9 protein-coding genes and 2 pseudogenes are annotated in these 13,422 nt (G+C 62.4%); 2 read left to right on the top strand and 9 right to left on the bottom strand.

Annotation, left to right across the window (positions count from 1 at the left end; all coding sequences use genetic code 11):
• Window positions 1-22: 22 nt before the first annotated feature.
• From ASE00_RS01845 to ASE00_RS01805, 9 genes are all read right to left on the bottom strand, one after another.
• A complete protein-coding gene (locus ASE00_RS01845) occupies window positions 23-2,944 on the bottom strand; it encodes a sarcosine oxidase subunit alpha family protein (protein ID WP_056377320.1) in 2,922 nt (973 codons plus the stop codon).
• Window positions 2,941-3,279: a sarcosine oxidase subunit delta gene (locus ASE00_RS01840; RefSeq protein ID WP_056377317.1), complete on the bottom strand. Its 339-nt coding sequence runs from the start codon at window positions 3,277-3,279 to the stop codon at window positions 2,941-2,943. The genes ASE00_RS01845 and ASE00_RS01840 overlap by 4 nt, the downstream gene beginning before the upstream one ends.
• Before the next feature lie 11 nt (window positions 3,280-3,290).
• A complete protein-coding gene (locus ASE00_RS01835; protein ID WP_056377316.1) occupies window positions 3,291-4,538 on the bottom strand; it encodes a sarcosine oxidase subunit beta family protein in 1,248 nt (415 codons plus the stop codon).
• A gap of 39 nt (window positions 4,539-4,577) precedes the next feature.
• Window positions 4,578-5,504: an SDR family oxidoreductase gene (locus tag ASE00_RS01830; protein ID WP_056377313.1), complete on the bottom strand. Its 927-nt coding sequence runs from the start codon at window positions 5,502-5,504 to the stop codon at window positions 4,578-4,580.
• A 128-nt stretch (window positions 5,505-5,632) separates the two neighbouring features.
• Complete coding sequence (locus tag ASE00_RS01825) at window positions 5,633-7,723, bottom strand: TonB-dependent receptor (RefSeq protein WP_056377311.1); 2,091 nt, start codon at window positions 7,721-7,723, stop codon at window positions 5,633-5,635.
• A 446-nt stretch (window positions 7,724-8,169) separates the two neighbouring features.
• A complete protein-coding gene (locus tag ASE00_RS01820; RefSeq protein ID WP_082594419.1) occupies window positions 8,170-9,390 on the bottom strand; it encodes an FAD-dependent monooxygenase in 1,221 nt (406 codons plus the stop codon).
• Window positions 9,391-9,584: 194 nt separating this feature from the next.
• Window positions 9,585-11,393: a gamma-glutamyltransferase family protein gene (locus ASE00_RS01815; RefSeq protein ID WP_056377307.1), complete on the bottom strand. Its 1,809-nt coding sequence runs from the start codon at window positions 11,391-11,393 to the stop codon at window positions 9,585-9,587.
• 212 nt (window positions 11,394-11,605) lie between these two features.
• The gene (locus ASE00_RS01810; protein WP_056377305.1) at window positions 11,606-11,977 is read right to left on the bottom strand and encodes a carboxymuconolactone decarboxylase family protein; all 372 of its coding nucleotides are present in this window, start codon (window positions 11,975-11,977) and stop codon (window positions 11,606-11,608) included.
• A 68-nt stretch (window positions 11,978-12,045) separates the two neighbouring features.
• A complete protein-coding gene (locus ASE00_RS01805) occupies window positions 12,046-12,444 on the bottom strand; it encodes a VOC family protein (protein WP_162256392.1) in 399 nt (132 codons plus the stop codon).
• A gap of 287 nt (window positions 12,445-12,731) precedes the next feature.
• Between ASE00_RS01805 and ASE00_RS24395 the strand changes: the two are divergent.
• Together ASE00_RS24395 and ASE00_RS24390 are read left to right on the top strand one after the other, a co-directional pair.
• Window positions 12,732-13,046: pseudogene (locus ASE00_RS24395) on the top strand (gamma-glutamyltransferase); the annotation flags it as partial.
• A pseudogene (locus ASE00_RS24390) lies at window positions 12,946-13,422 on the top strand (gamma-glutamyltransferase); the annotation flags it as partial. The pseudogenes ASE00_RS24395 and ASE00_RS24390, both read left to right, overlap by 101 nt.

Raw genomic sequence — 13,422 nt, 5'->3', positions numbered from 1 at the left:
GATGCGTTGCAGCGGACTGATATCAGACATTGAGGCGTTCCCCCGCCGGATCGTAGAAACGGGAATCGACGATACGGGCATTCCGCGTGGTGCCGAGATCCGAGATGCGCACGGTTTCGCCGATACGTGCGGTGCCGCGCTCGATCAGCGCCATCGCCAGCGGGCGGCCGAGCGTCGGCGACAGCACCGAGGAAGTGACCCAGCCCTGCGTTGCCCGCTTCGACACATCGCCATCGAGCACATGCGCACCGGCATGGATCGCGCCACCGGAATCGAGCACTTCGAGGCCAACGAGTTGCCGGCGATCCACGCGCAGGCCTTCAGGGGTCATAGTCGAGCGACGGCCGATGAAATCGTCGGCCTTTTTGGCGACGGCGGCACCGAAGCCGATGTCCTGCGGCATCGTGGTGCCGTCGGTGTCCGACCCGACATGAAGGAACCCCTTCTCGATACGCATCGCCATCAGCGCTTCGATGCCGAAGGGGCTGATGCCGTGCGGAGCCCCTGCCCTCATCATCGCATCCCACAGCGCCTGACCATATTGCCAGGGCACGGCGACCTCGTAGGACAACTCGCCAGAGAAGCTCACCCGCTGGATGCGGGCCGGCACGCCGCCGACCAGCCCTTCGCGGTAAGCCATGTGCGGGAAGGCTTCGCGCGACAGATCGATGTCGGTGCCCACGGCCGCCAGCACGTCACGCGACCGCGGTCCGGCCAGATTCATCACCGCCCAGCTCGTTGTCACATTCTCGACCAGGACCTTCAGATCGACCCATTCGCACTGCAGCCATTCCTGCAATATGTCGCTCACCGCCGTGGCATGGCCGCTGGTCGTCCCGACGAGAAAATGGTCCTCCGCGATGCGGGCGAACACGCCGTCGTCATAGACGATGCCATGTTCCGAGATCATCAGGCCGTAACGGCAGCGCCCGGGCTTGAGCTTGCGAACGTCATTGACATAGACGCGCTGCAGGAACTCTGCAGCGTCGGGCCCCTTGACCTCGATCTTTCCGAGCGGTGAGGCATCGAACAGTCCCACTCCCTGTCGCACGGCGTGTACTTCACGGGCCACGGCGGCATGCTCGTCTTCGTTCGCGCGGGGAAAATAGGCGGCGCGCAACCACGAGCCGTAATTTTCCATCCTGGCGCCCGCAGCGAGCGCCGAAGCTTCGGCGGCGGCATGCGATAGCGGCGCCAGGTCGTCGCCGGTCACCTGCCCGGCGAAGCCGCCGATCGTCACTGGATCGAAGGGCGGACGGAACTTCGTGGTTCCGATCGCCTGCGGCTGCTTCCCGATCAGCTTCGACAGGATGTGAATGCCCGTGACGTTTGAGGTCTTGCCTTGGTCGGAGGCCATGCCCAACGTCGTATAGCGCTTCAGATGCTCGACCGACCGGAAGTTCTCGCGCGCGGCGAGTTGCACGTCGCCTGCCGTGACGTCGTTCTGATAATCGACCCAGGCTTTGGCGGCCCGCTGGTCGCCATCGGGGAAATGATAGGTCGGGCCCACATCTTCCGCAGCGGGCGCGGACACCGCCTCGCCCCTGCCTGCGGCGCGGCCGCTCTCGATCGCCGCATCACGATCGAAAATCCCCGCAGCCGCACCGACGCTCGTCGCCGCCTGCACCGATTGGCTCGGCAGGAAAGCTTCCAGGGCCGGATCGAAAGCCAGCGCGCCTCCCGATTGCGAATGCAGGTGAACCGCGGGATTCCAACCGTTCGACATCAACACCGAGTCACAACCGATGCTTTGTGAGATTTTGCCGGTTGCGGCCTCGCCGATCGAAATGGCGCTCACGCTCCGCCTGCCCTTGGCGCTGATCGGCACGCTGGCCATGATCGTCCTGATGCCGCGCGCAGACGCTGCCGCAGCTTCGTCGCTGGCCACTCGAGAGTCGACGATGGCGGCGATCTCGACACCGGCATCATGCAAGGTAAAGGCCGCGCGCCACGCGCTGTCGTTGTTGGCGACGACGGCGATCCGCCGGCCCGGCGCCACGCCGAAGCGCCGCGCATAGGTCTGCGCCGCCGACGCGAGCATCACGCCGGGCAGGTCGTTGTTCGCAAAAGGCACCGGCCGTTCAAAGGCACCGGTCGCGAGGATCACACGCCCGGCGCGGACCTTCCACAACCGTTGCCGGGGGCCTCTCCGCGCGCTGAGCGGCATATGATCGGTCAGGCGCTCGCACAGGCCGACGAGGCCGTGGTCATAGAAACCGAAAGCCATCGTGCGGTTCATGACCGTGACGTTCGGCAGGTGGGCGATCTCGGCCAGCGCGCCATCACGCCAGGCCAGCGGATCCAGGCCCTCGATCGATGCACTCTCGGAAAGAAGGCCGCCACCGAGCTCGGCTTCCGCTTCCACCAGCAGCACCCGGTCTCCGCTCTTGGCAGCAGCGGCAGCAGCGGCCAGCCCTGCCGCGCCGGAGCCGATGATCAGCAGGTCCACATGCTCGAAACGACGCTCATAGCTATCCGAATCCGCCGTACTGGGGGCCATGCCCAGGCCAGCCGCCTTGCGGATAGATGGCTCGAACAGGTACCAGTTCGGCCACATGAAGGTCTTGTAGTAGAAGGCGGCCGGGATGAAGCGCTTGAAGAGGCTGTTCACGGCCATCAGATCGAAATCGGCGCTGGGCTTGGCATTGACCGGATTGGCCTCGAGACCTTCGTACAGCTCGACCTGTGTTGCCTTGACGTTGGGTATCGTCATTCCGCCCGTCTCGAGCTGAACGATGCCGTTGGGCTCCTCGATCCCGGCAGCGATCAGCCCGCGCGGGCGATGATATTTGAAGCTGCGGCCGATGATCGAGACGCCATTGGCGATAAGCGCCGACGCGAGCGTGTCACCCACATAGCCGTGGAACCTGCGCCCGGCCCAGGTGAATGCGATGCGCTGGCTACGGTCGATCCGGCCGCCGCGCTCGAGACGCCGCCCGCTCACGAAGCACCGCCCGTCGCCGCGCTCGCCGACGTTCCGGGATCGCCGGCCGGTGCGCCCGGGGCGTCGAAGGGGCATGCGTCGCCCATCCGGTAGACCGCAACGATCCGGTGCGTGACGGTATCGCGCGCGACGTTGAACCAGCGGCGGCAACCGGCGGCGTGAAACCAGCGCTCGCGGTGCTCACCCTTCGGGTTCTTGCGATAGAAAAGATAGTTGCTCCACTCGGCATCCGATACCTGATCGTGCGGACCGGGCCGTTGGATGTGGCTCTCGCCGCCACAGCGGAACTCGATTTCCGCCCGGGGACCACAAAAGGGACAATTGAGAAGCAGCATCGGGAATATCCTCAGTGCGCAATGCCCGAGGCCGAGGCCTCGTCGATCAGGGCACCCGTAGTGAAGCGCTCGATACCGAAGCCGCGCGCCAGCGGGTGGGTTTCGCCCGTCGCCATGACGTGCGCCAGGCACCAGCCGCCGGCCGGAATCGCCTTGAAGCCGCCCGTGCCCCAGCCACAGTTGATGAACAGGCCGTCGACCGCGGTCTGGCCGATGATCGGCGTGGAATCATGAACGATGTCAACGATCCCCGCCCATTGGCGCAGGAAGCGCATCCGCGAGAATTGGGGGAACATTTCGACGAGTCCGGCTGCGGCGCGCTCCATCCACGGCAGATTGCCGCGCTGCGCATAGGAGAGGTAAAGGTCCAGTCCGGCGCCCAATACGAGTTCGCCCTTGTCGGACTGGCTGACATATACGCCCGTCGCCGGGGACAGGACCACCGTATCGAGGCAGGGCTTGACCGGCTCGGACACGAAGGCTTGCAATGCATAGGAACTTACCGGGAGCCGCAGCCCGGCCTTCGCGGCGAGCACCGAACTGTGCCCCGCGACCGCCAGCCCCACCCTATCGGACCGGATCGTGCCGTGGCTCGTCTCCACCCCGCGCACGCGCCCATCCTCCATGATGAAGTTCAGCACTTCGCAATTCTGGATGATGTCCACGCCCAGCGCCGAAGCAGCGCGGGCATAGCCCCAGGCGACCGCATCGTGCCGCGCCGTGCCGCCGCGCGGCTGATAGACGCCGCCGAGGACAGGAAAGCGGGGGGTGGGATTAAGTCCAGGGATTTGCCTGTGGACGCCTGCGGCATCGTGCAGTTCCGCATCGACCCCGTTGAGCTGCATCGCATTTACCGAGCGCCGCGCCATCTCCAGGCCATGCCGGTCGTGCGCGAGCACCCACATGCCGCGTTGGGAAAACATGATATTATAGTTGAGCTCACTGGTCAGGCCTTCGTAGAGCTTGACCGAGAAATCGTAGAATGCGGCGGATTCGGGGAAGAAATAGTTCGACCGGATCACCGTGGTGTTGCGGCCGGTATTGCCGCCGCCAATCCATCCGCGCTCGACCACCGCCACATTTTTGAGGCCATGGTTCTTCGCAAGATAATAGGCCGTGGAGAGCCCATGCCCACCGCCGCCGATGACGATCGCATCATAATGCGGCTTCGGCGCGGCGTCGCGCCAGGCTGGCTGCCAGCCCCGCTGCCCCGCCAGCCCTTCGCGGAGGAGCGACAATGCTGAATATCGCGTCGTCAACGGCTGCTCCCTATGAACATCTTGATTGATAATGCGCCATTATAGCCGGCCGAGTTCGGCGGCCGTCAGAAAACCGCCCTCGACCGGAAGACGTGCGCCCGTGATGTAGCTGGCGGCATCGCTGGCGAGAAACACGACCGGCCAGGCAACTTCGCGCGCATGGGCAATGCGCCCGATCACGCTCGAAACAAGTTCGATATGGCCCGATGCCTGCCGCTGCCGTGCCATGGGGCCGTCATCGCGAATGAAGTTGTTCAGCAGAGGGCTGTCGGTGCGCCCCGGATAGACGAGGTTGACGCGAATACCACGCTTCGCGTTGGCCAAAGCCGCGTCGAGTGACCACACCGCCAGACGAAATTTCGAGAACCCGTAACCGTCCCCGATCTCTTCCGGGTGCGTCTCGCAATATTCGATCGCTTCGGAATGCGGCAAGTCGATGAACTTCCGCATCTCGGAAAGGTCCGACGGCAGCGGCGGCAATTGGGTTGCGATCGAGACGACGGCACCGCCGGCCGGCATCGACTCCAGCACCTTGTCCGCCACCGCCCTCAGCCCGATGAAGTTCGTGCGAACCACCTGGACCGCAAGCCCTTCCTTGAACAGACCTTGTGCGTTGATCAGCACATCGAACGGCTGACCGATGGCCTCGACCGCGGCCATGCCCGCATCCGGATCGCTGAGATCGACCGAGCGATAGGAGGCTACGTCCGCGGTCGGCTCCTGAAGATCGAAGACGTGGATCTCCGCGCCCAGCTCCGACAGGATATCGACGACATGCGATCCTATCCCGGAACCGCCGCCACCGCAGACCAGGACGCGCTTTCCCGAGAACGAGAATTCCTTGGGTAGAGAATATGTCGTCATGTTCTGCCCTGCCTGGTTCGATTCAAACGCTGCGTCACCGTCTTGACGGTTGGCCGACGGCAACAGGATGATCGGCGGAGTTCCGCCGATCATCCTGTTCATTTCCAGCTCGGAAACCGCTGTGGAACCTCGGCACCGTCCTTGCGATCATTGAGCGCGTGGAGGGATCGAAGCGTCCGCAGGGGGCCCGTGACCTGCCCCCTTTGCAGGTCACGAGCCTCCCGACCGCATCAATATTTCAGACTGATCGATGCGGTCACGGTAGCTGGCCGCCCCGGAGCACCGGCACTCAGGCCGGGTCCGAAAATATTGGGGACCACGTCATTATAATATTTCTTGTTGAACACATTGTCGCCGCGGATGGCGAACTCCCATCCCGCGTCGGATTGCCCCAGGGAGGCGCGCAGATTCACGATGTCATAGGACTTCTGCTTCCCGGTGTTCAGGACGTCCCAATAGAATGCACCGGTATGGCTGACGTCCGCGCGCAATCCCAAGCTGAAATCGCCGCCCAGATCCCTGGTGTAATCGACGCTCGCGCTGCCGCTGAACTTCGGAGCGTTCGGGATGTTCAGCCCGTCCACCGGCTGAAACTGGAACAGGGCGCTCTTGTCGTGCCACTTTGAGTAGAGATACCCCCCGGAAACGGCGAAGGTCAGGTCACGAACCGGGCGATAGGTGACGCCCGCCTCGATACCATAGCCGCGCGACTTGCCGATATTGGTGATCCCTTCGGTCAGAACGCCGTTGGCGTCCAGGAACTGGGATTCGAGCTGCCGGTTCTTATAGTCGATATAAAAGGCCGCCAGATCGAAGCTGAGCCGGCGATCGAGCGTCGTTCCCTTTACACCCAGTTCCACGCTCGTCGCCTGTTCGGCCTTGTACGGAAGCGGGCTGGTGATGTTCACGCGGCCCGGCTCCGAGCCGACCCCGATATTTCCGTACAATATCGTATTATTGTCGACATCGTAGGAAAGGGTGAGCTTCGGCAGCAGTTTGGTGCCGTTCGATTTCGCGGTGACCGCAGCGTCCAGGAACGTCTCCCGGAACTCGCTGCGTCCGACGCGTAAGCCCGCCTCAACCTTGAAGGGGCCGGTGCGATAGCCGAAGGTGCCGAACAGCGCCTTCTGCCGAAACTTCGAAGAGACATTGTAGAGCGGAAATTCAAACGGCACGAACGGAAGCCCGAACGCATCTATCAGCTCTTGCGGCGTGTCGGCACCAAGCTGCAGGTTAGTGTGAGACAGCGGGCTCGCATCGTCGATCTGCGCATAATAGGCGCCGACCAGCCACGTGAACGGGCCATCTCCCGAAGACGAAAGCCGCAACTCCTGCGTGAAGACCTTGGTCTTGTTCGGGAAGGGCGTGGACGTCAACAGGAGGTCGGCGGGCGAGTAATCCGAGTCGGTCTGAAAGGACGCCTTCCGGCGGGTGTATGACGTGACCGACGTCAGATCGGCGAATTCCATGCCATATTTGGCGGTCAGGATGCCGCCATCGACGACGCGCTTCGAAAAGCCCTGTGCGTTATACGACACCTCGCGGAGATAGTCGCTATTGGGGAAGACCACGAAAACGTTGCCACCGGTATTGAGCTCATTGTGCCGGTAGCTGAGGTCGACCGTCAGCGCGTCGACCGGTGTCCAGCGGACCGCCCCGCGGATACCCCATTCCTTCATCGCGTCGGATTGCCTGTTCAGGAATATGTTCCTGACGAAGCCGTCCGTGCGATTATAATAGCTGGACACCCGCACCGCCAATGCATCGGTGACCGGCACGTTCAGTGCGCCAAACAGGTTGGTGGTGTCGAACGTGCCGTATTCGGCCTTTGCCTGCATGCTGAGTTCGTTGCCGGGTTTGACCATCACATATTTGATGGCGCCGCCGACGTTGCTGCCGCCATAGAGCGTGCCCTGCGGCCCCTTGAGGATGTCGATGCGCTCGACATCTTCCACCGCGGCAGTCTGGTCGGTGAAATTCTGCACATCGTCGATGTAGAAGCCCACGCCCTGCGTGTTGCCGAACGAACCAACGCCGCGGATCACGACGTTGGGCTCATTGTCCTGCTTGCGATTGAGCCTGACATTGGGGGTCAGGCGCCCGATATCGTCGATGCCTTTGACGCCTGCCTTCACAATCTGCGCGGCCGTCACGACACTGATCGTTTCGGGAATTTTCGAAAGCACCTCATCGCGCTTACGTGCCTGCACGACGATCTCATCGGCGACGGCATCGTGGTTGTCGGACGGAGCGGCGGCAGCCTGCTGGGCGCTGGCCGGGCTCGCCGAAAGCGCCAGGGCAATCGCAGAGGCACCAATCATCAGACCGCCACCCGCGGCAGCTGCGGCGAACCTGGAAGCAACGTCACCGAACCCAAGAGAAATGCTATTATAACGCATGAAAATTCCCTTTTATTATATCACTACCCCGCACAACATTAGGTTTTATTATTTTAGCTATACGTCGATGTACTTCAGAAACTGCGCAGCACGGCGAGATTTCGCCATAGGCTTCGCCAGTCACGTCCACTCGGAATATGCCTGGCTGCAATTCCTCCAACCGAGGATAGCGATATTACGGAAACTATCGCTTACTACTTAATCATGGGCCCTATTCGTGGCAGGCATTCGGTAACCCGGATGACGCAGACATATTGCCGCGTCGCGACAGGGAGCGCGCCACCGCATTCGGCGGGCGCCGCCCCCAGCCAGCATGACGATCGGATTTTCTTTAGGGTTGACGCTGCTTTCCCGGCGCTTCTTGCGGTTTAAACATAATCCGGCAGCGTCAGGGCGCTATGCGCCTCACGTGACTCGGCTTCCACCGGATTCACCTCCTCGTTGACTTCCTGATTGGCCATCTCCCGAAGAGCCTCGTTCCGCATGTCCAGTTCTTCCTGAGTATCCGGCCGGAGGAACTTTTCACCGACCTTCACCAGCGACTGATTGAGCTCGACAAAGGGTCGGGTCAGGGCCTCATAGGCCGCGAACGCCGACCGATAATCGGGTTTCGTGGCCAGCTCGCCGGCCAGCATATAGGCGCTCACCAGAGCCATGCTGGACCCCTGGCCAGAGAAGAAGGACGTGGCGTGGGCGGCGTCGCCGGCAAGCGCGACACGGCCCTTCGACCAGGCCGGCAAGTGGATCTGGCTCACGGAATCGAAGAACAGATCTTCCGCCTTTTTCATCTCTTCGACAAGCTGGGGAATGATCCAGGACTCGATGCCCTTGTACTTTTCCGCCGTGAGGTTGCGCTTGTCCGCATCGCTCATGAGCTCATATTTGGCGAAGGGCGATTCCTCCTGCCGGAAGCAGAGGAACACATGGACGCGGTCACTGTCCTTCGTCGCGTTCAGGATTACCGAGCGGGCCGGCAGGGTGCAGGCCACCGACTCGCGATCCAGCCCGAACGTGTTGGGGACGGAAAAGCCTGCGAAGCACTGCCCCATATAGCGTTCGAATTCCTCGTGAATGCCGAGCACGAGATTGCGGGTGTGGGAATGAAGACCATCGGAACCGATGACGATGTCATATTTGGCGGTATCGCCGTTAGCGAAAGTTACCTCTACGCCGTCCGACACTTCCTTCAGCGCGGCGATGGAATCGTTGAACCGATAGGTCACCTTGTCCTTTGTCGCCTCGAACAGCGCCTCCGCCAGGTCGCCCCGCCGGATTTCGATATCCTGGCCCCTGACGCCACCGGACAGGGCCTCGGGCTTGATCTTGGCGATGATGCCGCCGCTGGCGTCGATGAAGCTCGCATATTGCGAGTCGACATGCTTGGCCTTCAAGGCCTCATACAGGCCCATGCGTTCGACGACGTCGCGAGCGGTTCCCCGAATATCGATGGGATAGCCGCCGCCGCGCAGATATGAGGACTTTTCGACGATCGTGGTGTTGATGCCATAATGGGTCAGCCAATGGCCCAAAGCCGGTCCGGAGATGCTCGCGCCGGAAACCAGGACATTTTTAACGGCTCGCTCGCTCATAATGCTCTCCCTCATCGGTAGAATGGATCAGCTTCAGAACTTCCCTGGGGCGCGCTTCACGCAGCAGGGAGTCCCGTCAGCTGGTGCATGACCTAGTCGTGATCCTTCAGCGGGTTTCTGTCAATAGGATACACACGTGTTTCTTAAATATATCGTCAACAATGATCGGCTCTTGGCCGAACGAAATTCCCCGGTTAACGCGCTATCGCGTAGCCCTGCATGCCACGCGGATTGGCGCCCGCACGGATGACCGGAGTGCCATCCTCCAGCTCATAGGAACATGCCGACAATCGGCCCTCCGACCATGGCCCGCCGACAGTGACCTCATGCCCCATCTCCCTGAGTTCGGCGATCGTCCCTTCCGGGAAGCGTCCCTCCACCGTCATTGCTCCCAACGCCGTGGTGCGCGGCCAAAAGCTGCCGACGAGATGGTCGGTATGGAAGGCGGGAGCCTCGATTCCCTGCTGGATCGCCATGCCGAAATCGATGTGGTTGAGCACCAGCTGAAGCGACCACTGCTCCTGCTGATCACCGCCCGGGGAGCCCAATGCCATATAGGGCTTTCCGTCCCGGCTTATCAGCGTGGGCGTCAGGGAAGTGCGCGGCCGCTTGCCCGGCATCAGCGAATTGGCGTGGCCTGGCTCGAGAGCGGCCATCTGCAGTCTCGTACCCAGCGCGAAGCCAAGCTCGGGAATGAGGGGACTGGATTGGAGCCATCCGCCGGAGGGCGTCGCGGCGACCGCGTTGCCCCAGCGATCGACGACGTCGACATGGCATGTATCGCCCCGCTGCGTGTCGCGTATCGCGGTATCGCGACGGAAAGTCGGCTCTCCGCCGCCGGGGACGTACGTGGCTGCACCGCGGCGTTCGCCGCTGAAGGGAACGACAGGGGTCAGGCCGTTCGGCCGCCCCGGCTGAAGGTCCATGCTGGCACGATCCCCGATGAGCCCTGCCCGCTCCCGCGCATAGCTTGGGTCGAGCAGAGCTGCGATCGGTACATCGGCCGCATCGCCCAGCCAGGCATCCCGATCGGCCATGGCAAGTTTGATCGCCTCGATGACGAGGTGCACGAACCGAGCGCCATTGCGGTCCAGCGTCGACAGATCGAACGTCTCGAGGATCTGGAGCGCCATCAGCATGGTCGGCCCCTGGCTCCAGACGCCGCATTTGAAAATTTCGTAGCCGCGATAGTGCGTGCTCAGCGGCGCCTCGATGGGGGGACGCCAGCCATTGAGATCTGCGGCCGTCAGCAGGCCATGATGCTTTCGCCCACTGACGTCCAGCGCCGCCGTATCACGGCAGAAGCGGTCGATTGCTTCGGCGACCGGGCCTTCGTACCAATAGGACAGCGCCGCTTCGATCTGCCTCTCGCGATCGGGGCTGACGCTCTCCGCATGCTCCAGCAGACGCAGATAGAAGTCACCCAGCGGGCGGTTGCGGAAAAGGCGCGTCGCCAGCGGCACCGCTCCTCCCGGCAGAAATACCTCGGCTGACGTCGTCCATTCGTCGCGAAACAGGTCCGCCACGCTGGCGATGACACCGGCCGCCTGCCCCAATAGCGGATGGCCTTCAAGCGCATATTCGATGGCCGGCGACAGGACGGAACGCAGCGTCTGCGTACCGAAGTCGCGCAGCATTACGAGCCAGGCGCCGAAAGCGCCCGGCGTGCAGGCGGCGAGAAGACCCGTACCGGGAATGCTGTCCAGCCCGAGCGCCTCGAAATGGGCGATGGTCGCCGCCAGCGGTGCCGGTCCCTGACCGCAGATGACAGAAGGCCTGGCATCCGACGCGCGGGAGACGATGATCGTCGAATCCCCTCCGGGGCCATTGAGATGAGGCTCGACGACCTGCAGCGTGAAGCCCGCCGCGACCGCAGCATCGAAAGCGTTGCCGCCAGCTTCCAGCAGCCTCATTCCGACGGCAGAGGCCAGCCAATGGGTCGAAGCGACGGCGCCCATCGTGCCTGACAGGTTGGGGCGTGCGGTAAAAGTCTCGTCGGTCATACGAACCCTCGGGTTTGCCGAAAGCGATGTGCAAAAACAGCTTTGAACATCGCCCGCGCGTCACTGCTTGGCGAGGGCAATCGGGCCAATCCCCAGCGGACGCCAATACTCAATAATCATCTGAACGATGCTCGACGTTCATCCGTAAGCGGCACCGCCAAAGTCACTTGGAGCCACGGGCCCGGGCTCGGATGCGCTGCGCCGTGTCCGCCCTAGTCCCGCAGCGCCGCAGCGGCCGCACGGCATGCATGCGCCGCCCGGATCGGCCCGGCGCAAGTTCCGGCCTGGATGATCGCCTCCCGGATTTCTGTTGGGCTGCAGCCCAATCGGATCGCGGCGCGCACATGGTTCTTGAGCGTGTCGCGCTCCCCCATGGTGGCCAATGCCGCGATATTGATCAACAAACGCGTCTGCTTGGACAGGCCGGGCCGGTTGAAGACCTCGCCCCAGGAATAAGCGCTGACATAATCCTGCTGATCGATTTCGAGATCGTCAGCCGCTGCATAGACGGCCTCGATGACGTCATGACCGATCACCTCGGCGCGGATCGCCCGGCCATGGGCGATATGTTCTTCGTCGAGCACCGTAAAAAATCCTTCCTCGCTTGGGCTCAATGCCCTCACATTGCAGCGGTTCGCCTCGCCCGCCGGAGTTATGAGCGGATGTCCTCGGGCAGAATAGGCTCGTTATCGAAATTGACTTCGATCAGGACATGGTTTGGATCATGGTGCTGGACTTGGACCAGGGTGGTCTCGGGAACCGGCATGGCGTTATACCATTCGCCGGTTGCCTTCACCTTGGCCAAATAGTCGTACAATCCCACCGAGCGGAATGCGACATGGTCGAAGTTGTTGTCACGCGCCTCCCGCTTCTTGTCGATGAGATGCAGGATCGGATAGTCCCCACCCTCTGGATAAAGCCAGGCGCCACCAATAGAAATGGTCGGTGGTCGAAAACCAGGCTTCATACCCAGAAAATGCTCATAGAACTTCAAACTTGCCTGCAGATCGGACGTGTTAATCGTCGCGTGATCAAGCCTTATAACGTGCATATGTAATCCTGTAGCTGAGCACATCATCCATAGGCGACTAAGATTATCAGATCTATCGGGAGAGGCCGGCGACCATCTCCCATCCTGAAAACTTGGCCATATTACTTACCTATCAGACCGTCGTGCATTTCACCAATACCGAGGCTGAATTGAGCGCATGAAGTGTTGATATTGGCTGTGATCGCTGAAGCGAGTTACCCGCCGGCTTATCAGTTACGGGAGGCTTCGAGATCGAAAACGCCAGCAAGAGCCTGACGCAGCGGAATACGGAGAGCCCGTTCAAGGAGTTGAGCCGCCCGCTGCAAGGCGGCACGCGCCAGGCGGTCTCCGCCGGCCATCCCCTCGCCGCGCAGGCGGCGTTCCGCATCCTCGACAATGGCGGCAACGCGGTCGACGCCGGTGTCGCCGCCGGGCTCGTCATTGCCGTCGTCCAGAGCGACGTAGTCAATTTCGCAGGCGTCGCCCCCATGCTGGTCCGCATCGCCGAAACCGCACAGACCCATGCCATCGCAGGCCTGGGAACATGGCCACGCGCCATCACCCCCGACTATTTCGTCCGGCATGCGGCAGGCACCATCCCCGAGGGCGTCCTGCGCACCGTCGTCCCCGCGGCCCCCGACGCCTGGATCACCGCCCTCTCCAGGTTCGGCACCAGGACCTTCGGCACCAGGACCTTTCGCAGGCCTGGGAACATGGCCACGCGCCATCACCCCCGACTATTTCGTCCGGCATGCGGCAGGCACCATCCCCGAGGGCGTCCTGCGCACCGTCGTCCCCGCAGCCCCCGATGCCTGGATCACCGCCCTCTCCCGGTTCGGCACCAGGACCTTCGGCGAAGTCGCCGAGGAAGCCATCCGCTTCGCCCGCGACGGCTTCGTCATGTATCCGCTCATGTCGAGCATCATCTCCGCCTTCGCCGACGAATATGCCCGGTGGAGTTCGAACGCCGCCATCTATCTCCCCGCCATCTATCTCCCC

Origin of the sequence: Sphingomonas sp. Root710, assembly GCF_001429065.1 — a bacterium.
GTDB lineage: Bacteria > Pseudomonadota > Alphaproteobacteria > Sphingomonadales > Sphingomonadaceae > Rhizorhabdus.
This window is presented reverse-complemented; position numbering and strand designations above follow the sequence as displayed.